The following is a 22,368-nucleotide window of genomic DNA, read 5'->3' as shown; positions in this document are numbered from 1 at the left end:
CAACAAAGTAAATCATTATTGAAATTTAAACCCTATACAAACATAGGATGACAAAGCCTACACTGGGATGACAAAAATATATAGAAAATTATCAACCAAATATTTCAGTCCCGCTTTTCAGCGAGGTGGCAAATTGCAGAAAGGACAAAAAATAAAAAACATCTATTTAATAATCATCCATGGATTACATTCTAAATATAGCTTATGTCATCTACTTATCATTGGTTTGTTAATGAACTAATTCTTTAAATCGATTTCTTTTAAGTTTTCGATTCTGTTTCGTATTAAAAAGTCATCAATCGTTTCAAAATGTTCGATTACTCTTTTTTCTTTAAACTCAAATACCTTTTGGGATAGCCCTTGTAAAAAATCCCTGTCGTGAGATACCAGTATTAAAGTACCATCAAACGCCAGTAAGGCTTCTTTTAAAACATCTTTAGACTTTAAATCCAAGTGGTTGGTAGGTTCATCCAGAATAAGAACATTAACTGGTTCCAACAGTAATTTTACCATCGCCAGCCTTGTTTTTTCTCCACCAGATAGTACACTTACTTTTTTATCGATATCGTCCCCCCCAAACATAAACTGTCCTAAAATGTTTTTAATCTGGGTTCTAACATCGCCTTCTGCCACCTCATCTACGGTCTGAAAAACAGTAAGATCTGGATCTAATAAAGATGCCTGATTTTGCGCAAAGTACCCTACTTTGGCATTATGACCAAGCTCGCAACTGCCCTCAAAATCAATTTCACCCATAATAGCCTTTATCATGGTAGATTTTCCTTCGCCATTACGACCAACAAAAGATACCTTCTCCCCTCTTGCAATCGCCATATTTGCATTTTTAAATACCACATGGTTGCCATAGCTTTTGGACAGGTCTTTTGCGATTACAGGATAATCGCCAGATCGCATCGATGGCGGAAACCGAAGTTTTAAGGAAGAATTATCGATTTCATCAATTTCGATGATCTGTAATTTTTCTAACATTCGCTCCCGGGAGTTTACCTGATTGGTTTTAGAATACGTACCCTTAAACCGCTCTATAAAATCTTTGGTTTCGGCAATAAATTTTTGCTGTTCCTGATATGCTTTTATCTGGTGAGCTCTTCTGTCCTGACGTAATTGCAGGTAGTGTGAATAATTGGCTTTATAATCATAAATACGCCCCATCGTTACCTCGATAGTACGATTGGTAATATTATCAATAAACGTTTTATCATGCGAAATTACAATTACTGCTTTGGCTTTGTTTAGTAAAAAATCTTCCAGCCAGATAACCGATTCTATATCTACGTGGTTAGTAGGCTCATCCAAAAGGATTAAATCTGGTTTTTGCAACAGGATTTTTGCCAGTTCGATACGCATTCTCCATCCCCCGCTAAACTCGCTGGTGGGTCTGGTAAAATCTTCTCGTTTAAACCCTAATCCCTGTAATGCTTTTTCTACCTCTGCATCATAGTTGATCTCTTCGATGGTATAAAACTTTTCGCCCAGATCGGTTACCTTTTCGATGATATCCATATACTCTTTGGATTCGTAATCGGTACGAGTCTCCAGAGCATGGTTTAAACGATCCATTTCCTGTTTCATTTCAAAAACATGGCTAAAAGCTTTGGATGCCTCTTCAAATACGGTACAGTTATCATCGGTTAACAAATGCTGTGGCAGGTATGCAATCACAGCTTCTTTAGGATACCTGATATGACCTCTGGTAGCTTTTTGTGCGCCGGCTATGATCTTCATCATAGTAGATTTTCCCGCTCCATTTTTGCCCATTAAAGCAATTTTATCATTCTCGTTAATTACAAAAGAAACGTTGCTAAACAAGGTTTCGCCGCTAAACTCTACTGCAATGCCATCTACAGAAATCATATTTTTTATTTTAGTGCTGCAAAACTAAAAAAAAGAAGGACATTCTGGATAAAAAACAAAAAAACAGTTCCTGTATTTTGAGTAACGATGGATCGAACTTCAAATTTTGTTATATCCACAGCAAAATTACCTGGCTATCTTGCAAATCTAGCCCCTCGACCTATTACTCCAATATCATTAAGTTAAACTGTATCTTTTTGAGGATTAAATGTCTGTAAAAACAAAATACTCCTTTACTTCCATCATGGATTCCCCCATCCTGCGCTGGAATCCATGATTAACAAACTTTAAATCAATAGTTTAAATTCTTAACTAAACGACATTGCCCTAAACCTCTCACAAAACCGTATCCTTCGTCAAGTTTAGGACAGGTTTTAATCTTCATTTAAGTAGTCAATTAAATCCTTAACTTAGGCTCTGTAGTTAACCAAGAAATAAGTATTTTCTTTATCTACTATGCTTTATACATTTACCTTTGTAATGTATTTGACATAAACGATCACAAAATGAAAATACCTAAAATAAAAGGAATAATGGACAGACGAATTCTTATCAACTATCAAGTAGATAAAGAAGTTCTGGAAAATTATTTACCAAAGCCATTTACACCTAAGCTCGTTAATGGAAAAGGTATTGCTGGTATATGTTTGATAAGGCTAAAAGAAATCAGACCTAAAGGATTTCCAAAACAAATTGGAATTTCGTCTGAGAATGGAGCTCATAGGATTGCGGTGGAATGGAACGAAAACGGAAAATTAAAAGAAGGAGTCTATATCCCAAGAAGAGATACCTCTTCGAGATTTAACTCTTTAATTGGAGGAACTATTTTCCCTGGGATTCATCATCTTGCTAAATTTACGGTTAGTGAATCCAACGGAAATTATAATGTAGCCTTTATTAGTAACGATGAAACGTATTTATCCATCGAGGCAAGTGAAACGAACAACTGGAATAAGGAAAGTGTATTTGAAAACCTGAATTGTGTTTCCGATTTTTTCGAAAATGGCGCAATTGGTTATTCTCCAGACAAAAATGGCTTTGACGGATTAGAACTCAAAGCTTATCATTGGAAAGTATCTCTTTTAGATGTAAAAAAAGTTGAATCTAGTTTTTTTGAGAATACAGACATTTTTCCAAAAGGATCCGTAAAATTTGATAATGCTCTTTTGATGACAGATATTAAACACGAATGGCGTAAATTAAAAAAAATAAAAAGCCACTAATCAAGTAGATGATTCTCTAAACCTTACAAAATCGATATTGCTACACCAGGTTAAAACTCTCTAAATTCACCCTTCGAGTAACCTCAGGGTTCGTGTTAGTTTAGTAAACACTACCCGTTAAAAAATTGAAGCACAGCGGGCTGAGGCACTCGAAGCTCTACCTTCAAAAGACTAAGACAGACAATTAATAATCTTAACGTAACAATGTGAAAATACCAGAATCTATTCTGTTTGGGCCTTAGTATAACCTATGGATTCCGTTATGCAACGGAATGACACAGTGTTCACTAAAGCTACAATTTCACTCCTACCAACTGCACTCGTGTTCCTACCTGCTACAATCGCATTCTTCACCCATCGAGCTACAGAGGGCTGAGGCTCTCTAAATTCACCCTTCGAGTAACCTCAGGGTTCGTGTTAGTTTAGTAAACACTACCCGTTAAAAAATTGAAGCACAGCGGGCTGAGGCACTCGAAGCTCTACCTTCAAAAGACTAAGACAGACAATTAATAATCTTAACGTAACAATGTGAAAATACCAGAATCTATTCTGTTTGGGCCTTAGTATAACCTATGGATTCCGTTATGCAACGGAATGACACAGTGTTCACTAAAGCTACAATTTCACTCCTACCAACTGCACTCGTGTTCCTACCTGCTACAATCGCATTCTTCACCCATCGAGCTACAGAGGGCTGAGGCTCTCTAAATTAACCCTTCGAGTAACCTCAGGGTTCGTGTTAGTTTAGTAAACACTACCCGTTAAAAAATTGAAGCACAGCGGGCTGAGGCACTCGAAGCTCTACCTTCAAAAGACTAAGACAGACAATTAATAATCTTAACGTAACAATGTGAAAATACCAGAATCTATTCTGTTTGGGCCTTAGTATAACCTATGGATTCCGTTATGCAACGGAATGACACAGTGTTCACTAAAGCTACAATTTCACTCCTACCAACTGCACTCGTGTTCCTACCTGCTACAATCGCATTCTTCACCCATCGAGCTACAGAGGGCTGAGGCTCTCTAAATTAACCCTTCGAGAACCTCAGGGTTCGTGTTAGTTTAGTGAACACTACCATTAAAAAACTGAAGCATAGCGGGCTGAGGCACTCGAAGCTCTACCTTCAAAAGACTAAGACAGACAATTAATAATCTTAACGTAACAATGTGAAAATACCAGAATCTATTCTGTTTGGGCCTTAGTATAACCTATGGATTCCGTTATGCAACGGAATGACACAGTGTTCACTAAAGCTACAATTTCACTCCTACCAACTGCACTCGTGTTCCTACCTGCTACAATCGCATTCTTCACCCATCGAGCTACAGAGGGCTGAGGCTCTCTAAATTCACCCTTCGAGAACCTCAGGGTTCGTGTTAGTTTAGTGAACACTACCATTAAAAAACTGAAGCATAGCGGGCTGAGGCACTCGAAGCCCTGCATACACCACTACAAGACACATCTACAAGTAAGTAATCCCTGTTCAAACAGAAAAAAGACAACCTTCATATTAAGCTATACAAAATCCACTAGCATTAAAAAAATTGCACATTCAAAAACAATCCCTATATTAGCTTTCATATTAAAAATATCCTACCCAACGCAATCTTTTGGATTGTATTTTAAAATATATACATATTAGTTATTAGTGATTTGTTGTAGAAAGTATCAGCTATCGCGGGGAAATCGTTAGCTATCCTGTCGAAAGTGTCAGCTATCACGGGGAAATCGTTAGCTATCTTGTCGAAAGCATTAGCTATCACGGGGAAATCGTTAGCTATCCTGTCGAAAGCATTAGCTATCACGGGGAAATCATTAGCTATCCTGTCGAAAGCATCAGCTATCGCGGGGAAATCATTAGCTATCCTGTCGAAAGCATCAGCTATCACGGGGAAATCGTTAGCTATCCTGTCGAAAGCATCAGCTATCATGGGGAAATTGTTAGCTATCCCGTAGAGTCCTAAAAAACTTTAGCTGCATCAAAAAACTATCTGCTATGTTGTATATAGATACTTAGTAACATTTTTATAAACATAAATTAAAACTTAAAAAAAATGGCAGAACGCGATTACAATTTTAAAGATGTAGTACTTATGGAATGGGGGGACATCATCTTAAAACACTTAAAAACAGATATAGAACACTTTACTGTATTTGACAAAAAAATAAATCCAGATTTTGTTACCGATCTGGAAAAACAAGTAACACAAGCATATAAAGACGGTGGCGATATATTAAACATCACACAACTGCAAGAAAAAACAGAGATGGTAGAAAAAACGATGCAAGAATGCCGCACGTTTTTTAAACATCTAAAATATTGGGTTTTGGATGTTTTTCCTTCACAAAATGCAATACAACGTCAATTTGGTATTGGCAGGTTTAAAGATGTTACCAAAAACCAATTAAAAATGATTTCGTATTTAGAAGGACTTACCGAAACCATACAACAGCATTATACTGCTTTAGAAACTGCAGAAGTACCGGCAGAGCTTTTAAAACAATCTTCTGTACTGGCAGAAACATTACGTAATGCCAATATAGAACAGGAACAAAAAAAAGGAACACGAACTATAGATACCGAAAAACGTGTCGATCAACTTAATGCTTTGTACCATGTTCTACAAAAAATAAATGCTGCTGCCGATACTGTTTTTGAGGAGGTGCCAGCAAAACGAAATCTTTATCGCCCTCCTTATAAAAACAAAAAAAAGGTGGTAAACGAAGAAGAGGAATAGAATACCTGCTTCCTCTTGGTTATTTTAGAAGGAAAATCAAGAGGAAGTTTTTTAAAACCATAAATCTTATATAAAAACAAATAGATTTTCTACACAATACCATCCCATATCGCTATCCAAAAAGGTCTTTTCTTTAGAAAGAATTATTAAATTTGGTACTAGTATAACAGATGTATGCGTACTGGTTAGGTATATTAAATTGTTGTAGCTAATACTTTAAAAACAACCCACTATTTTGACTAAAATTCTTAAAACAATATTTAGAAGGCTCTTTAAATCAGACGAAAAATCTAATAAATTAATTGATACTCTTAAAGCTAATCCTAATTTTCGAACTAAAGAGGAAATAGAAAAATACGGAACTCATTCACAACCAACATTTGGCTTTAAACTAAAAAGTGGTGAATTTAGAACGATTAAATCTCCTGACCTCGGAAATCAAAAAAATTTGGTTCTTACTAAATGGAATTGCCAAACTGGGGATGATGTAAAACACGGAGATATTCTGTGTGAAATTGAAAACGAAAATATTGTTATGGAATTCGAAAGTTTTTTTGAAGGAAGGATAATATGGTGTTGCGAAGTAAATACTGAGCTATCAATTGGAATGGAAATTTGTAAAATCGAAGGAATATAAAAACTAGCTATAATAACTATATGTGATCATAGCAGCTAAATGATCAATCGAATAGTTCTTGTATTTTTGGTAAAGTGCAATGCTTGCAAAAAGTTTAAATTAGCAACTAATACACTGATTTTGTCAAAAATAGGGTAGAATTTTGTCCTGCTACGACACATATATTAATCGTTGAAATACATAGACCTATATGAAAAACGCAAATTTTGGAATTTTTCTTCTAAGTTTTGTTTCCCTAATTTTAGGGTGTGAACAAAAAATTGAACCAAAAAAATCAGACTTTAAAGTAGCTCAAAATTATACTGAATTTGCAACAAAAATGGAAAATAATGACACTCTGAATATCGGAGTGGTTTTATCAATGTGTATGTGGAGGGAATATGATAAATTACAAATTACTAAATCAAACGACAGTGTTTTTATTCAATTAAAAGAGAAACAAGTAATGGAAGATGATCCTATTCATTTCAATAAAGTAGTTTATAAATTGAAAAATGACACCCTTAATTTGGAAAAAATGATGGCAGATTTCGACATTAATTACCAAAATCAAACAAGTAGCCCATTTTTTGTAATAACCAATCCAAAAGAAAAGGACACTATTTTATTGAGAACAACCGGGCTTGGAAATCGTGGATTTAATATCAAACGCTATCAAAGAATACTATTTGAGCTATATCCTAAAGAAATGGAAAAATATCAAAAAGAATATTTTGTTTCGCCACCACCACCAATTGAAGTTACGGATACTAAAATAGAACAATAAATATGTTACGTTTCCCTGTTATGTAAACTGAAACACCCGTCAAATAGAAAAAGACAACCTCCCTCCTAACCTTACCAAATCATTAACATTAAAAAAATTAAGAAAATAAAAGATTTACTAATTTAGCCAGTATAGTAGATGTTGTGTACTAGCAGGTATATTAGATTGTTAGCGTAATTATGAAAAAATCGTAACCTAAATGAAAATTGAGAAATATAATCAACGAATTCTTGCTGTTTTAGGAACAGTCGCAGTGATATTTTTAATAGTTGCTTTAATTGCATTTATTTCAATAACAATTAGGGAACATCGTAGATTTAACGACGATGATATTGAAACTGGAATTTTGTCTGTTGAGAAAATTGAAAAACTACAAAAAGAAAACAAACGTGAACAAGTAATCTCATTTGAAAACCCAAGATTAATTGATACTCTAAATTCTGTTTATATAATCCCAGTTTCTCATAAAACATTAAACGAACAAGAAGATATTGGCAAAACACTAAATGCATTTTCTTCATCTGACAGTTACGAACCATCCGACAGCAGATATTCTAACCAATATTATGGATCGTTTAATAATTTGATTGTATTTAATTCAAAAGACGGAACAAATAAAAAACTCTTTGACAAGCGAGTGAATTTTAATCAAATCAAGACTGAATATTTTGAAGATGATATTCTATTATTAATGATTGTATCGGAGAAAGACACTTATAAAGATGGAGTAATAAACCTTTTAGATTTCAAAGTACTTTATATATACTCTTTAGGTAAAAAGGAACTAAAGAAAATCGGAATTGCAGGAATGGATGTTTTTAATTACAAATTTCTTAATAACGAAAAGAATTTAACAATTTTATTTGGGGTAGATAAAAACAATGATGGGCAATTCGAGGAATACAATGAGCCTACATTGATTAAAAAATATGATTTTAAAAATGGTAAATTGACTGATATTGTTGATGAAAAAATCAATGCAAACTTACAAAAAACATTAGACGGAACTAAAAAATAACTAAGGCTAGTCAAAGATGGCTAAATAACCACCACTGTGCCTGTCACAGTTTTACTGAGTTTATCAAGCACCACCTGCTTACGAGTCTCTAAAAAGGATATTTACCAAATCCAAATTTCCTCTTTATGTAAATAATATATCATAGCAATGTGTCTCCTTTTATTCTGAATCTGGATGTTTCAATTATGTTTCCTCTCTGGCTTTTTTATTATCAAAGTAAAATTTAGTGCTAGATTAAAAGTTATTTCTTTTTTGTAATAACACTAGATTTTTTTAAATTAAACAAGAAATAAAAATGTGCAGATCGATTGTTTCAAATATACTCCCTTTGCTTCCATTCATGTATTTGGCGATGTACTTAATCCAAAAAACATCCTTTGTTTAAAGTTTATAAAGATATTTTACTAGTTTTGTACTATAATTAAATTTTATGTTTATCACATCTTTAATATCATATTCGGATATTGTAAAATAGAGGCTGTTTAAAAAGTATATTTTAGAACTAACTAACTAACTCTCACGTAGAGCCGAGTCAAAATGTATGGATAGTCAAAGGGACTTATCTTTCGACTCTGCTCGAGAGTACAGAAGAATTGACTTTTTAGACACCCTCCTCTTTCTTTACTTCAGGTAAATCCCCTGAGGTTATACCACTTATATACATTTTACAAATAAACACATCCACTATAAACACTTTAGTGTTTACATTCAATCTATTTGATTTATAAATAATGGATAGTGTTTACAATACTTTAAAACACATAGAATATGAAACTGGAACATTTAGGATATAACAATAAAATAGAAAAACTAAAAATTGAACTTAATCTTGAAGACTTTGAAATTGGAAGAATCATTTCGGAGCATAAAGAAAGATATACTGTTGCAACAGAAAAAGGGATATTTGATGCAGAAATTACAGGAAACTTAAGGTATACCGCAAATACTCGTAAAGATTTTCCTGCTGTAGGAGATTGGGTTGCTTTGGTTATCTATGATTCCTATAGATCGATAATTCATAAAGTATTACCGCGTAATTCAATTATTTCAAGAAAATCAGTTAGTTCACCCGCAGATATACAAATAATCGCAACAAATATAGATTACGCCTTTATTGTACAAGCTGTGGATAGAGATTTTAGTATTAATCGAATGGAACGGTATCTTACAATTTGTAATGCATCCAATATTCAACCAATAATTGTCCTTAATAAAATAGATATAATAACCGAAGTATTACTAATGGAATTGATTAATAATATCAAAAAAAGAATTACGAATGTACCAATATTTCCTATTAGTAATACCACTAAACAAGGCATTGAAAAGCTGAAAGAGGTTATATTAAATGGAAAAACATATTGTCTTTTAGGTTCTTCTGGTGTTGGAAAATCTACACTTGTAAATACCTTAGCCGAAAAGCAATTAATGAAGACCCAAAATATTAGTCCGTACTCTATAAGAGGACAACACGCTACAACGCATCGGGAATTAATAATTCTAGAAAATCATGGAATATTAATTGATAACCCGGGAATGAGAGAGGTTGGGATTACTGATGCCCCTGATGGTCTGGAACAAACATTCGAAATAATCATTGAAAGTTCTAAAAGTTGTAAATTTAAAGATTGTACACATACTGTAGAGGTTGAATGTGCTGTGATTCGAGCTGTTGAAACAGGTAAAATTGATAAATCATCTTATGAAAACTATCTTAAAATGGAAAAAGAAAAAGTACATTTTGAGGCAACTATTTCTGAAAAACGAAAAAAAGATAAAGATTTCGGAAAAATGATAAAACAATATCAAAATATGAAAAAGTCAAAAAAGCACTAAACACAATAGTGTAGTAAAACCAATAAAAAAAACGTTCAGAATATACTAACTTCTGAACGTTTTTTGAAGTAATACCCGTTCTCAAAAGGTACAGCTTCTAAATCTCATCTTATGCTGTAAAACTTCGTAATGAAGCTTGAATAAGCTATAAGTGCAATCGTTTTCTTAATTTTAGCATAGCTGTTTACCCTTGGTTTATCGAAGTGTTATAGTTAAAATCAATAACCCCGGAGAATTAAACTCCACAATGTGGATTAAAGAAAATATGCATCTACATGATAAAAAAATGATTGTACTGCATCAAAGGTAGTGGTCGGGATTTTTTGACCATCAATAGTTACAAAATTACTAACACTATCTGCGGCCGCAATACCTACTATTTTTCTAAGATCATCATATAAATGTTTAGCACTTGATTTTGTAGTGTACAAATAAGATATTCCATTTTCTTGATTAGGGTTCCAAAACTTAAAAGAGTGTTTAAAAACGGATAAGAAATTTAAGTATTTTTGATAATCCTTTGCCGATAAATGAGGAGTTAATTTTAATCTGGAAATTATAAAGTCATCTACCGTATCAAAGTTTTCAAAAGTATTCAAATCCTTAAAATCCCTTAAGCCAACTTCATATAAATCATTACTCATTAATCCTTTTTTATGTAGTTCTTCAAACATTTTTAAAGGATCACTATAGTCACTGTACCAATACAGGTTGTCTAGCTTTTCTTTAGCATATTTTGCTGAAAGAATTTCTACCGTATGCTCTACAAAATTATCTTTAGAAGTATTTTCGGGCAGGTTCTTTAAAATAAACCTAAGCTCCTCATTATGTTTAAGTCCAGCCTCGTTAAATGAATCCGAGTTTATGATCTCAGATATTGATTTTGTTGTCTTTTGATGTGTTGTTACTACCTCTTCATTATCTTTAGAACAAGAAAAGAAGTTAAGTGCAATTAAAATAAGTATGGATATGGATATTGTATTTTTCATTTTGTACTGTTTTTATTTAGTTATTCCATCATAAATTACCTGACGGGCAAATTCTCCCCAAGAAGCGCCAATAGCTCCTAGAGTGCCCCCTACTACAACTCCGTGAAAGCCTCCCACGAGTCCGCCCCAGAAACCTGCAACAGCACCTCCTCCATCGGCAGCAGCTATTGCAGCAGGGTCTCCGCCTTTTTTAGCAAAAATCCCTTGAAAACCAGAATTAGGATCATTATGTACTTGATACCAAAAATGAGCAGAATGTCGGGCTATGGATAAAGAAGCGTAGCTTAATGTTTTACCATACTCTGTGTCGAATGTTGTATTCTCTATTCGGGTTTCAATATTTTTAATTCGTTCTATAAAATCAATTAGTGTTTTACTAGTGTCAAAATCTAAATCAGAAGCACGTAATGCTTCGTTCATATCCGATAAAAATGTATTGTATTTATGATCTTCTATAGTAAGTGTATAATTTTGTTTGAAAACATCTTCCAGAACCTTTCTGTCTACCATTTCATAACTATAAAATTCATTTTCTTTCATAAATTGAGTCATGATTTCCATACTTCTATCCCAATCTAACTCGTTTGTTTTACTTATATCATAATGCTCCATTAAATAGGATAATGCTTTATTATGAGAAACTCCAATATGATCTAATGGGTTTTTTGGATTTGACGGAGAAATGACATCTATTTTTAACTCAACTAAATGTTTTTTGCTTTGGTCATCTGTATTCATATCTTCTTTCTGGCATGAGCTGGCAAAAATTATGATACATATACATAAAAACTTTATTAGTGTACTTTTCATTTTTATAGTGGTTTTAATTTGTGAGTACCTACTCTTTCGCTTTTCGGTTATCGCGATCACAATACTTGTGATTTTTTAATAAAACAGGATGATCAGTCCTTTCTTGCAATTGCAATTATGCTCTAGGGAGTAAAAAAGAAACCAAAAGTTACCCATTACCATTCAAAAAAAATTCATACAAGTGATTATAGAAAAGTAATGACGTAATAATTTTATTGCTATAACTAGGGGTTTGTAGTCTTTCTATTTTTATGCCTAACCTAAAAAAACTACGATAGCACGTAACTATTTTTGGCACTGAGTATGAGTAAACAGTACTAAAACAAAAAAATATAGCTTTTTACAATAAGTGTACCCCATAGAGTAACCATTTTATTGTATATAGAATCCCACAACATTAAAAAGTTTAAGAATCTAAAAGATTTACTAATTTAGCTACGACTAATCATATTAAATCGTTGGATACAACCTATAAGTAAAATATGGACTGTACAGTAACTTAAACGTTCTTTTCTATTTGCAGTCTCACTTAGATTTTATGATAAGGAATTTATAAAATCTGTGTAGATTTGCCGATAACATGGTACTATTTTGCCCTGCTAAGACACGCATTTAGCATTGCCATGTATTTAAAAACTAAATTTGAACACTAATACACACAAAACAAATATTATATACGTATGGCATCAGGATTTTTTGCGCTATTAGATGACATTGCAACTCTCATGGACGATGTGGCTGCCATGAGTAAAGTCGCAACAAAAAAAACAGCAGGTATCCTTGGGGATGACTTAGCGGTTAATGCCGAAAAAGCCTCAGGATTTGTTTCTTCGAGGGAATTACCCGTGTTATGGAAGATAACCAAAGGATCTTTTTTAAATAAACTAATTATTCTGCCTATTGCTTTTCTGTTAAGTGCTTTTATTCCTGCCGCGATTATTCCTATTCTATTAATCGGGGGTATTTATTTGGCGTATGAAGGAGCAGAAAAGATATACCACTACATAGTCCATAAAAAGGATACAAAGCAGCCTATCGAAGATACCGTAATGACAGAAGGCGAAATATTAGAATATGAAGATAAAAAAGTAAAATCTGCAATCATCGTGGATTTTATCTTATCGGTAGAAATCATAATTATTGCACTAAGCAGCGTAGTCGAAGAAAAACTTACCATACAAATTGCAGTGGTTACCATAGTTGCCATATTAGCTACCATTGGCGTTTATGGCATCGTAGCATTAATAGTAAGAATGGATGATTTTGGTTTTAGATTGATCGCATTAAATAAAAACAAAACAAGTATTTCTAAAACTATAGGAAGAGGCTTGGTAAAAACATTACCGGTAATAATCAGGAGTTTAGCGGTAATAGGTACCATAGCAATGATTCTGGTTGCAGGAGGTATATTTACGCACAACATACCTTTTATACATGATCTTTTTCATTCTTTTCCTGCAATTTTGGCAGATTTTATTGTTGGGCTACTAGTGGGGTTTGTTGCTTTGCTTATTTTTCAAATTGTCTTAAAAATCATCCCTAAAAAAAAATAACGAAATAACAGTAGTATGCTATGAAGATAATCAAAACTACTCTTCCTGTTAATTCTGCTCTGAATATTTCTGGCAAAAAGTATAGCTACACAGATAGTTTTAAAGGAATTGTTCGTAATCCTAAAAATAATTTTACTGCAACAGATTTAGGAAAAGCTTTTTTTAGGAGTGGTCCAAAGTGGGTTGGAGCATTATTTACTTTACGAAATAAAATAGTATCACTGTTCGGGTTAAAAACTTCAAGTATTAACAAAGACAGAAAAAAGGTGCTTGAAAACTTTAAATGCGAACCGGGAGACCAACTGGGCTTATTTAAAATATTTGAAAAAAGCGAAAACGAAATTATTTTAGGAGAAGATGACAAGCATTTGAATTTTAGGGTTTCTTTATTTAAGAAACAACATAGCAATGAAGTAAATAAGAAAGAAATAACAATATCTACTACTGTAGAGTTTAATAATTGGTTCGGGAAATTATATTTTTTACCTGTTCGACCATTTCATAAAATAATTGTCCCTACAATGCTAAAAGGAATTATTAAAGAATTAGAAAAAGGGATTAAATAGTATAAATTAGCTATAAAAACATAGATAGCGCAGTAGCATTATAACCTGCTATGGTAGATATACTTTTCCAAACTTTCTATCATTATCCTATTTATCCCTAAAGAATAATTTAAATAACAAGTTCCTTTAATTTTGTATTAATCATAACCAAAACGTTACAAAACATAAAGTATGAAAATTAGAACTAAAATATATGCCCTACTCCTAACTATTGGTTTAATTTCTTGTCAAGGTTCTACACAAGAATCAAATACTAAAAAACCAGAAACCAAATCTGATTTTTCGGAGGTGAAAAACAGCATCTTCCCTAAACCGATTGGAATTATAAATGATTACGCACATATTTTTACAGAATCCCAAACGAATGAGTTATCCCAAATGCTTTATAATTATGATATAGAAACAACAAGGCAAATTGTAGTTGTAACAGTCGACAGTATTAAACCATACACAGAAGCCCAAAAATACGCAGTAGGATTAGCGAAAAAATGGGGCGTTGGCAATTCTGAAAAAAACAACGGACTTGTTATTGTATTATGCAATCCGATTAGGCAAATAGGAATCGCCACAGGAACTGGAACCCAACTAATTTTGACAGATAAAATTTGTACCGATGTAATTGAAAACACTATGATTCCTGAGTTTAAGAATAAAAAATATTATGTCGGAATCAAAAAAGGTATACTGCAATTAATAGATATGTGGCAATAAATTACTGTACGAAATCAAACAGTTCTACAAGGTAAAAATCTCTACAGCAAAAGTCTTAAAAATCTGGCTCCGATTCATCTGAAATACGTCAATCGTAGTGAAATTCTCATAATAATTTTGTGCCGACCTTTCGACAAGTTCAAGATGACTGGAATTTCAGTACTAAAAACCTATTCTAAATAGCTTTGCTGAGCTTGTCGAAGTAAAATTTTTCTACATGTTATCTCGAATTCGATATGGACATGGAGAAAAATCACTTGAATTGACGGTGTTTATGGTACATCCCAATATTAAACTTGGGATAAAATATAAATAAGTCATCTCTCTCTGCAAGCCGGGGTACTTCTGCTTAATTAGGTCTACTTATTATCTTACACCTGTATTGTTTTGTATTCCTTATAAAATAAAATTTATAATAAATTATAAAACATTAGGTAACATTTTACATGGTTATGACATATACCTATACTATTACAAAACCATTACAAAACCATTACAAAACCATTAAAAAACAACCTAAATGACAAGAGAAGAACATGTAAAATTTTGCAAAAAATGTATCAACAGACAATTTGATATGAAAGTTGGACTTTTATGTAATTTAACTGGAGAAAAAGCAGATTTTGAAAAGGAATGCAAATCGTTTAAATTAGATGAAGCTGTTATAGAAAAGATCGATAATATAGAAGCTGTTGAGCATCATGAAGTTTTAGAAAAGCTATCGGATAAAAACATCGCTAAATTTAAATTAGAACAAGATTATACTAAAGGGATAACAACAGGTGTAATAGTAGGTGCTATAGGAGCTATTTTATGGGGAGCAATTACTGTTGTAACCGAGTTTCAAATAGGATATATGGCAATAGCAATTGGTGCAGGTGTTGGTTTATCGATGAGATTTACGGGAAAAGGTATAGATCAAACTTTTGCAATTACAGGTGGTGTAATAGCCTTGTTAAGTTGTTTATTAGGTAATTTTTTAAGTGTTATTGGATTTATTGCAAATTTAGAGAGCTTAGGATATCTTGAAACTTTATATTTATTTGATTATAATCAATTAATCCCAATAATGGGCGAAACTTTTAGCCCGATAGATCTACTATTTTATGGAATCGCAGGTTATGAAGGATATAAATTTTCGTTCAGAACATTTACAGAAAAAGAATTATATGATCTTGAAAACTAAAAGGCTGTATCTAATATAAAATATATGCTAAAAAGAATGCTTTCCTTTATTTTATTATTTATTTGTTTGAATTGTAAAAATTATAATGAAAACAATCTTTCTGACATGTTAAATGGAGATTGGAAAAACAATTTTATTGTACATACTCCTTACGGAAGAGAAAACCATGAACTCTCTTTTACTTTTTTGGATACCATATGTTCTAACTATTCTAATGGGCGCTATGCAAATTTTATAATTAAAGACAGTATTTTAACTATAAAACATAAATTTTATACCTATAAAAGATATAAAAGAGGAGGCGAAATTTATCAATATAAATTAGATAATATTAACAAAAAGTCTTTTCAAGTTACTCCATTGTCTATAAATGCAAAAAAAACATTTTATAATCAAAGTAGAAAATTTACCAAAGTCAACACAATAAATAATTATAGATTCAAACATATTGGATTTTATTGTAACCAATGTTATGGGAGTTGCCCTTCTTTATATCTTGAGATAAGTGAGTCAGGAGAAATTTTATTTAAAGGAATTAAATATACTGAAATGAATGGTTTATATTTTGGAAAGCTAGATAAAGACATCTTAGATTTAATAAACAAAAAGATAAATTATATTAATTGGTCTGATCTGGATGAATCCTATAGTTCATCACAAACAGATCTTCAAACATGTAAAATTAGAATTTTACTCGATAATAATACCGAAATTAATTGTAGAATATACGGGCGAGGTAAGGAACCTTTTGAAATACATTATCTTTTTCATTTTTTAAAAGAATCTTATAAGTTTACGAAATTAGAAAAGGACTCTCTACTACAAAGTGAATTCAAATTCAAAGATTTAGCAATCCAAAGATACCCTCCTGTCCCTCCTCCTCCTAAACCAATAATTATTGAGAAATAGAACTATAAAAACATACTCTTATGACAAGTTATAACAATTTGAAAAACAATGAAATACCTCAATATAGCAATCGTTTTTTTAACATTATCTGCTTACGGGCAAAATTCCATTAAAATGAAAACACCTGAGAATGCAAAGGAAAAGTTTGCAGAATTTATAGCAAAGGAAAAGTTTTTGCCAGAAAATTATTACCCAGGAATTGCAGTCGAAAAAATGCGACCAATCTTAACTAAAAAAGTGAATCAATCTGCAGTAGACTTTCAAAAAATTTCAGAATCAAAAAATCCTACCAACAAAAAATATCACGAAAAAATAAAAATTGGACTTGCTAGATTCACAGACGTTTCTGTAGAGTTAGATACAGAAGATAGAGAACGAGTTTGCAGGTATTTTGAAGAGTTAATGGATATTATCGAACTTAAAAGTTCTAATGGACAATTAAACAAATTTATGTATGGATTTGATCTAGACATGCTCAAAGAAAAAAACTAAAATCTTTACTATGATTTAATTCGATAATTAATTCATCATAATAAAAATACTGAATATCTTGCGGGTTCTTATAAAAGAAAAATAATAGCTAAAAAATGAAACAAGCCATAACAAAATTTTTTATGCACGCAGAAAATAATTACTGGCTAGTTCCATGTGACCTCTAAAACAATACTATAAACACATGAAATTAGTTTTAGATTTTGTATTCATTACAGCATTTTTACTAAATACCTTAATCATATTTTTATTAGCTAAAAATTCATCTAAAGAGCTTCATAAAAGAATCCTTCAAATCATTTTTGTATTTATATCATTCTCTATTTGTTCTGTATACGCTTACTTGCATAAAATCAGGATATTATTTTACACAACATTTATTTTTGATCAATCTATAACCACATTTATTGGTCCATTGCTGCTTTTATATGTCAAGTCTATTTTTTTACCAAGTAAAGGTTTACTCAAAAAAAATAGTATTCATTTTATATTTCCTTTTCTTTGTTTGTGTATTATTACAATACCATCCCTTATCGCTACATATAACAAGGTTTATATCTTTGCGTATATCGCAAAATACGAAAATTATTTTCCTTTAATCATCCTGTATTCATTAGTGTACTGTAGTATTGCTCTACGAGTTTTACAAAAGGCTAAAGAGGTCATTAAGCATAACTACTCTAACGTAGAACACATGGATTTAACCTGGATAAAACGCTTGTTAATTGGTGCAATTTTTATTATAAGCATTGATGTTTTGTCTACATTATATGAATTATGGTTTGGAAAACTAGAATGGAATACTTTTTATCTTACTGCTATTGGTGTAGTTATACTTGTTATATATCTGGGGTATTATGGGATATTACAAACCAAAGTTTTAATTCCTTCCTTTTTAATAGCCCAAGTAGAAGAACCACAGGACATAAACATTTCTAAAACAGAAAACCCCGAAAAAACAAAACCAGCACTCCCCTACCAATATAGTGAATCCGAGTTAGACGAATTAGAGCAATCGCTAAATATGATTATGAAAGAGCAAAAACCATTTTTGGATGAAAATTTATCTTTAAATTCACTTGCTGCACTTTTGTCTATTTCTGACAAAAAACTGTCTACATTACTTAATCAGCGTATGCAAATATCTTTTTATGATTATGTAAATGGTTTTAGAGTAGAGGATGTTATTGATAAACTTAAAAATCCTTCCTACAATAAATTTACTTTATTGGCCATAGCCTTTGAATCTGGTTTTAATTCTAAAACCAGTTTTAATCGTATTTTTAAAAAAGTAACCGGTATTTCTCCATCTCAATATAAAAAACAGCTTCAATAAGCCTTATAATAAGTGCCAATTCTTCCTATGGAGCGTTTCATGCTTGGTCCTGCCCTTTATTTGCATCAAAAAAAGTAAATGAAACACATACGTATTACAATAATTTTAAGCTTAGGCTTTTTATTTGCTGCTAAAGCGCAATCTGTAGAGGACAGAAAAAATAAAATTGGTATACAAACCGGGTTCCTCCAAACGTACCATAAAGATGTAAACTTTTCCCCATTAAACAATACAGGTAATGGATATGGTTTTGGTCTTAATTATGAACGATCTACCCAAAAAAAACATCTAATCTTTAGTACGGTCCATTACTATGAATCTGTCTTGACATCCAAAGCTTCTGAGTTTTTTAAATACGACAGGTATCTTTTAAATTTTGAGATCGGGTTTTTATTTCATAAACCGCTCCCTAATAAAAACCTAAGACTAAACCTTGGGGGAAGCTTTCAAAGCAGGACAGACTTCATGGATTACAAAGATTTTAAATCCGTGTCATTCTTCAACTACCACGGTTTAGCTTTAAATAGCCGTTTAGAATATACCATAAACCCAAAACATAGCTTGGGATCGGCACTGTCTGTACCTGTTTTAGGGGTTTTGGTAAGACCTCCTTATACGGGTTGGGATAAATATATGATAGAAAACGAAGATAACTTCACGAAAGTGTTGTACAAAGGCAAGACAACCAGCTTAAATGATTTTTTTGGATATAACTGGCAGGTATTTTACAACTACCAACTATCCAAAAGAATAGGTATTCAACTTCAGTACCAATTACGCTACAATAAAACCAAACAGCCTAGTAAAGCTATTATTGCCAACCATCAAACATCTGTAGAACTAAACTTTAAATTTTAAACATGAAACGTATTATTATTTTACCCTTGGTTATAATCATTTTATTAGGTAGTTCGTGCGAAAAAATATTCTTGGAAGAGGATGAACCGAATACCCCTATAAATAATTTTGAGATATTCTGGAACGATTTTGACCAACATTATAGCTTATTTGAAGTAAGGGGATCTAACTGGGATAGTATATACAACGTATACAGACCCAGAGTAACGGAACAAACAAGCGATAGTGAATTATGGGATATTTTTAAATCCATGATTAGCTATTTAGACGATTCTCATACCATGATTTTACAACCCAAAAAAGATTTTGATCCTGACATCCATTATTTTGAATCCGGATCATCTGAGGTAGAAACGGTAGAAGAAGAATTTAGCCTTCCTCTTTTAAGTAATAAGTATCTTGAAAATATCTCTCTGTTAGAAAACCCTAAACCAGATTTAATACATCTTTCGGCCAAAATCAAAGATAAAAACATTGGCTATATTTATCTAAATGCCATCGAAGCGAAAAACCCTGATTTTATAGATGGTATCATTAACAAATTAAAAGATCATAAAGCCATTATTTTAGATCTTAGAAACAATACAGGTGGTAGTGACCCTATCGCTACCCAAATTGCAGGAAGATTTGCAACTTCTGAAAAGTTAGTGTATACCGTAGAGGAACGAAATGGTCCTGGGTATTCGGATTTTTCAGACAAGATATCGTATTATTCCAAAAAAACAGGAGATACATTTTATGATAAACCTTTACTGGTTTTAACAGATAAAATTACGGTAAGCGCTGCAGAAGTATTGTTATTACATCTTAAATCGTTTGAGCAAGTTACCCAAATAGGAGATGTTACCGCAGGAGATTTTTCAGATACTTCAATGAGGCGTTTTCTTCCTAATGGGTGGCAATACCGATATTCTATTTTTAAGTTTTTATTGCCTAATGGTAAAAGTCTGGACGGTATCGGTCATATCCCTGATGTATACGTTAGAAATACAGAAGATAACATTAAAAACGATGAAGATAAAGTAATGGAAACTGCTGTACAGTTTTTATCCAGTACTTATAATATAGAGTAATATAAACTCAAATATTACTATTTATGTCCCCTTTTACTAAATAAAGGAAATAATCATAAAAAAGATGTAAACACATGAAAAATAAATTTGCAAGACTATGTATATCATTTACACTTACTACCCTATTAAGCTGTCAATCTGATGATTCTAATTCTATAAATCTAGCTCCAGAAAGTTTTGATATTATAGTTAGCGAAATACAGTCTTCAAAAGCTAAATTAGCATGGACCAAGGCAAATGACCCTGAAGGAGCTGCTGTGTCGTACGATATTAAACTAAATAACAAAGAAATAACAACAAAAAACAGCAATCTTCAATATGAATTGATGGATCTTGAAAATAATAAAACTTATGAAGTAGAGATTATTGCTAAAGATGATAACAACAACACAACCAGTTCAAAAACTTCATTTACTACAAATGACCTGCCATTACCTTCTGATTTTGAAGTAATTGTTAAAAATGTAAAATACTCGACCGCTAGTCTAACTTGGGACGAATCTTTTACCTCAGAAAATAATTCTATTACTTATTCGGTTTACTTAAATAATAAGCTGGTACAGGACAATATTAATGAATTGGCATACGAACTCAATTCTCTAAATCATAACACTAATTATATTGGTAGATTAATTGCTACAGCAGATAATGGGAAATCCTTAATTAAAGATTTTGAATTTGTTACTTTAGAAAATCAATCCCCAACTAATTTTAATCTAAAGTTAAACGATGAGTACTCAGACCATCTTGGTTTTGCTTTTGTAATATTTGACTTTGACGAAGCTATAGATCCAGAAAACGATAGTATAGAATATTCTGCTTTCTTAAATGGGCAAGATGTTTATACCGATATTTTTGAAGGAGTGATCTATCCGGATCACCTAAACACCGTATCCAAACCGCTTCCTAACAAATATCTTAGATTACAAAACCTAAACGGAAACACAACGTATAGCTTGCAAATACAAGCAAAAGATACCTATGGCAATGTAAGTTTCAGTAACACTATCCAATTCAAAACAAAAACCACAGCCCCAAATAACTTTGAAATCAATACATATAGTGACGGTAATGGTAATTTATATGTTGATTGGAATAGGCTTACCGAAACTAATTTTATTCTTGGGGATATTAATACACTAGAAAACATTTCTATTTACTTACTTGATGGAGAAAAAAAATCACTTAGTAAAGTTGGAGTCGATCACTATGCAGACAGTCATACCGCTACATTTAATACTAGTGAGATCCCTGCTAATAAAGAATACCAACTTCAAATAGTTTTAGATTGGAAGTTTAATAACAAACAATCCTACAGCAATGTAGCTACTGTTGTTAATAAAGTATATTCTGCAACTTCTGTTAAAGGAAAAGAAGCAAAAATTTACAACTCTGGTTCTGCATATTTCCCTTTACAATTTACGGTGACTTTTATAGATAGTTTAATTTCAGAATATACTGATTATGAAATTACCGCGATTCGAATAAATGAGTATACATTTGATAATTTTGTATTTATCGAACAAGGAGCAACAAACAAAGGATATTTAACCGGAAACATTACACAAGAGCAATTTGACATGCTAAAAAATTCCAGCACCCAAAACTCTGGTATAGAAATTAAAGACGAATCAGGGTACCACTACATCAATATGCCAAATGGCTACTCTATTGTTAACTAACCTGTATTGATAATTCAGGGTGGTAATATTTCTTGTACTGGATATTCAAAAGATAAATAGTATTAGTATATCTCAAAACTATAACTTCGAAAAAATAAATCCCTTT

At 32.1% G+C, this 22,368-nt stretch carries 20 protein-coding genes; 16 read left to right on the top strand and 4 right to left on the bottom strand.

What is annotated here, in order from left to right; all coding sequences use genetic code 11:
• Window positions 1-237 precede the first annotated feature (237 nt).
• Window positions 238-1,875 carry an ABC-F family ATP-binding cassette domain-containing protein gene (locus ACZIYX_RS06450; RefSeq protein ID WP_462681386.1) on the bottom strand — a complete coding sequence of 546 codons (1,638 nt, stop codon included), beginning with the start codon at window positions 1,873-1,875 and terminating at the stop codon, window positions 238-240.
• A gap of 506 nt (window positions 1,876-2,381) precedes the next feature.
• Here ACZIYX_RS06450 and ACZIYX_RS06445 point away from each other — a divergent pair.
• Window positions 2,382-3,098: a DUF2071 domain-containing protein gene (locus tag ACZIYX_RS06445; protein ID WP_462681385.1), complete on the top strand. Its 717-nt coding sequence runs from the start codon at window positions 2,382-2,384 to the stop codon at window positions 3,096-3,098.
• A 1,626-nt stretch (window positions 3,099-4,724) separates the two neighbouring features.
• On the opposite strand, the gene ACZIYX_RS06440 is transcribed toward ACZIYX_RS06445, so the two are convergent.
• Window positions 4,725-5,033: a hypothetical protein gene (locus ACZIYX_RS06440; RefSeq protein ID WP_462681384.1), complete on the bottom strand. Its 309-nt coding sequence runs from the start codon at window positions 5,031-5,033 to the stop codon at window positions 4,725-4,727.
• A 123-nt stretch (window positions 5,034-5,156) separates the two neighbouring features.
• Between ACZIYX_RS06440 and ACZIYX_RS06435 the strand changes: the two genes are divergently transcribed.
• The 5 genes from ACZIYX_RS06435 to rsgA all read left to right on the top strand — a co-directional run bounded on the left by ACZIYX_RS06435 (window position 5,157) and on the right by rsgA (window position 10,097).
• Complete coding sequence (locus ACZIYX_RS06435) at window positions 5,157-5,840, top strand: hypothetical protein (RefSeq protein WP_462681383.1); 684 nt, start codon at window positions 5,157-5,159, stop codon at window positions 5,838-5,840.
• A gap of 235 nt (window positions 5,841-6,075) precedes the next feature.
• The gene (locus tag ACZIYX_RS06430) at window positions 6,076-6,477 is read left to right on the top strand and encodes a lipoyl domain-containing protein (protein WP_462681382.1); all 402 of its coding nucleotides are present in this window, start codon (window positions 6,076-6,078) and stop codon (window positions 6,475-6,477) included.
• Window positions 6,478-6,667: 190 nt separating this feature from the next.
• Window positions 6,668-7,243 (top strand): hypothetical protein, encoded by a 576-nt coding sequence (locus ACZIYX_RS06425; RefSeq protein ID WP_462681381.1) that lies wholly within the window; start codon window positions 6,668-6,670, stop codon window positions 7,241-7,243.
• Between the two features lie 199 nt (window positions 7,244-7,442).
• Window positions 7,443-8,261, top strand: a complete 819-nt coding sequence (locus ACZIYX_RS06420; protein WP_462681380.1) for a hypothetical protein — start codon at window positions 7,443-7,445, stop codon at window positions 8,259-8,261.
• A 768-nt stretch (window positions 8,262-9,029) separates the two neighbouring features.
• Window positions 9,030-10,097 carry a ribosome small subunit-dependent GTPase A gene (gene rsgA / locus ACZIYX_RS06415; RefSeq protein ID WP_462681379.1) on the top strand — a complete coding sequence of 356 codons (1,068 nt, stop codon included), beginning with the start codon at window positions 9,030-9,032 and terminating at the stop codon, window positions 10,095-10,097.
• 254 nt (window positions 10,098-10,351) lie between these two features.
• Here rsgA and ACZIYX_RS06410 read toward each other — a convergent pair whose 3' ends face one another.
• Window positions 10,352-11,086: a hypothetical protein gene (locus tag ACZIYX_RS06410; RefSeq protein WP_462681378.1), complete on the bottom strand. Its 735-nt coding sequence runs from the start codon at window positions 11,084-11,086 to the stop codon at window positions 10,352-10,354.
• Window positions 11,087-11,098: 12 nt separating this feature from the next.
• Window positions 11,099-11,896 carry a hypothetical protein gene (locus tag ACZIYX_RS06405; protein WP_462681377.1) on the bottom strand — a complete coding sequence of 266 codons (798 nt, stop codon included), beginning with the start codon at window positions 11,894-11,896 and terminating at the stop codon, window positions 11,099-11,101.
• 680 nt (window positions 11,897-12,576) lie between these two features.
• Between ACZIYX_RS06405 and ACZIYX_RS06400 the strand changes: the two genes are divergently transcribed.
• The 10 genes from ACZIYX_RS06400 to ACZIYX_RS06355 all read left to right on the top strand — a co-directional run bounded on the left by ACZIYX_RS06400 (window position 12,577) and on the right by ACZIYX_RS06355 (window position 22,262).
• A complete protein-coding gene (locus tag ACZIYX_RS06400; protein WP_462681376.1) occupies window positions 12,577-13,449 on the top strand; it encodes a DUF808 domain-containing protein in 873 nt (290 codons plus the stop codon).
• Between the two features lie 20 nt (window positions 13,450-13,469).
• Window positions 13,470-14,015, top strand: a complete 546-nt coding sequence (locus ACZIYX_RS06395; RefSeq protein ID WP_462681375.1) for a DUF2867 domain-containing protein — start codon at window positions 13,470-13,472, stop codon at window positions 14,013-14,015.
• 171 nt (window positions 14,016-14,186) lie between these two features.
• On the top strand, window positions 14,187-14,726 hold the full coding sequence (locus ACZIYX_RS06390; RefSeq protein ID WP_462681374.1) for a TPM domain-containing protein: 540 nt from the start codon (window positions 14,187-14,189) through the stop codon (window positions 14,724-14,726).
• 520 nt (window positions 14,727-15,246) lie between these two features.
• Window positions 15,247-15,912, top strand: a complete 666-nt coding sequence (locus ACZIYX_RS06385) for a hypothetical protein (protein WP_462681373.1) — start codon at window positions 15,247-15,249, stop codon at window positions 15,910-15,912.
• Window positions 15,913-15,948: 36 nt separating this feature from the next.
• Window positions 15,949-16,821, top strand: a complete 873-nt coding sequence (locus tag ACZIYX_RS06380; protein WP_462681372.1) for a DUF6438 domain-containing protein — start codon at window positions 15,949-15,951, stop codon at window positions 16,819-16,821.
• A gap of 114 nt (window positions 16,822-16,935) precedes the next feature.
• Window positions 16,936-17,313, top strand: coding sequence for a DUF4844 domain-containing protein (locus tag ACZIYX_RS06375; RefSeq protein WP_462681371.1), 378 nt, complete (start codon window positions 16,936-16,938; stop codon window positions 17,311-17,313).
• Between the two features lie 184 nt (window positions 17,314-17,497).
• A complete protein-coding gene (locus ACZIYX_RS06370) occupies window positions 17,498-18,649 on the top strand; it encodes a helix-turn-helix domain-containing protein (RefSeq protein ID WP_462681370.1) in 1,152 nt (383 codons plus the stop codon).
• A 78-nt stretch (window positions 18,650-18,727) separates the two neighbouring features.
• A complete protein-coding gene (locus ACZIYX_RS06365; RefSeq protein WP_462681369.1) occupies window positions 18,728-19,507 on the top strand; it encodes a hypothetical protein in 780 nt (259 codons plus the stop codon).
• Window positions 19,508-19,509: 2 nt separating this feature from the next.
• Window positions 19,510-20,580, top strand: a complete 1,071-nt coding sequence (locus tag ACZIYX_RS06360; RefSeq protein ID WP_462681368.1) for a S41 family peptidase — start codon at window positions 19,510-19,512, stop codon at window positions 20,578-20,580.
• A gap of 74 nt (window positions 20,581-20,654) precedes the next feature.
• Window positions 20,655-22,262, top strand: a complete 1,608-nt coding sequence (locus tag ACZIYX_RS06355; protein ID WP_462681367.1) for a fibronectin type III domain-containing protein — start codon at window positions 20,655-20,657, stop codon at window positions 22,260-22,262.
• Window positions 22,263-22,368: the final 106 nt, after the last annotated feature.

It is taken from the genome of Aquimarina sp. (genome assembly GCF_977115655.1).
This window is presented reverse-complemented; position numbering and strand designations above follow the sequence as displayed.

Coding starts and splice junctions, on each gene's coding strand:
- ACZIYX_RS06450 (WP_462681386.1), bottom strand. CDS start 1,875: ATGATTTCTGTAGATGGCATTGCAGTAGAGTTTAGCGGCGAAACCTTG.
- ACZIYX_RS06445 (WP_462681385.1), top strand. CDS start 2,382: ATGAAAATACCTAAAATAAAAGGAATAATGGACAGACGAATTCTTATC.
- ACZIYX_RS06440 (WP_462681384.1), bottom strand. CDS start 5,033: ATGATAGCTGATGCTTTCGACAGGATAGCTAACGATTTCCCCGTGATA.
- ACZIYX_RS06435 (WP_462681383.1), top strand. CDS start 5,157: ATGGCAGAACGCGATTACAATTTTAAAGATGTAGTACTTATGGAATGG.
- ACZIYX_RS06425 (WP_462681381.1), top strand. CDS start 6,668: ATGAAAAACGCAAATTTTGGAATTTTTCTTCTAAGTTTTGTTTCCCTA.
- ACZIYX_RS06420 (WP_462681380.1), top strand. CDS start 7,443: ATGAAAATTGAGAAATATAATCAACGAATTCTTGCTGTTTTAGGAACA.
- rsgA (WP_462681379.1), top strand. CDS start 9,030: ATGAAACTGGAACATTTAGGATATAACAATAAAATAGAAAAACTAAAA.
- ACZIYX_RS06410 (WP_462681378.1), bottom strand. CDS start 11,086: ATGAAAAATACAATATCCATATCCATACTTATTTTAATTGCACTTAAC.
- ACZIYX_RS06405 (WP_462681377.1), bottom strand. CDS start 11,896: ATGAAAAGTACACTAATAAAGTTTTTATGTATATGTATCATAATTTTT.
- ACZIYX_RS06400 (WP_462681376.1), top strand. CDS start 12,577: ATGGCATCAGGATTTTTTGCGCTATTAGATGACATTGCAACTCTCATG.
- ACZIYX_RS06395 (WP_462681375.1), top strand. CDS start 13,470: ATGAAGATAATCAAAACTACTCTTCCTGTTAATTCTGCTCTGAATATT.
- ACZIYX_RS06390 (WP_462681374.1), top strand. CDS start 14,187: ATGAAAATTAGAACTAAAATATATGCCCTACTCCTAACTATTGGTTTA.
- ACZIYX_RS06385 (WP_462681373.1), top strand. CDS start 15,247: ATGACAAGAGAAGAACATGTAAAATTTTGCAAAAAATGTATCAACAGA.
- ACZIYX_RS06380 (WP_462681372.1), top strand. CDS start 15,949: ATGCTTTCCTTTATTTTATTATTTATTTGTTTGAATTGTAAAAATTAT.
- ACZIYX_RS06375 (WP_462681371.1), top strand. CDS start 16,936: ATGAAAACACCTGAGAATGCAAAGGAAAAGTTTGCAGAATTTATAGCA.
- ACZIYX_RS06370 (WP_462681370.1), top strand. CDS start 17,498: ATGAAATTAGTTTTAGATTTTGTATTCATTACAGCATTTTTACTAAAT.
- ACZIYX_RS06365 (WP_462681369.1), top strand. CDS start 18,728: ATGAAACACATACGTATTACAATAATTTTAAGCTTAGGCTTTTTATTT.
- ACZIYX_RS06360 (WP_462681368.1), top strand. CDS start 19,510: ATGAAACGTATTATTATTTTACCCTTGGTTATAATCATTTTATTAGGT.
- ACZIYX_RS06355 (WP_462681367.1), top strand. CDS start 20,655: ATGAAAAATAAATTTGCAAGACTATGTATATCATTTACACTTACTACC.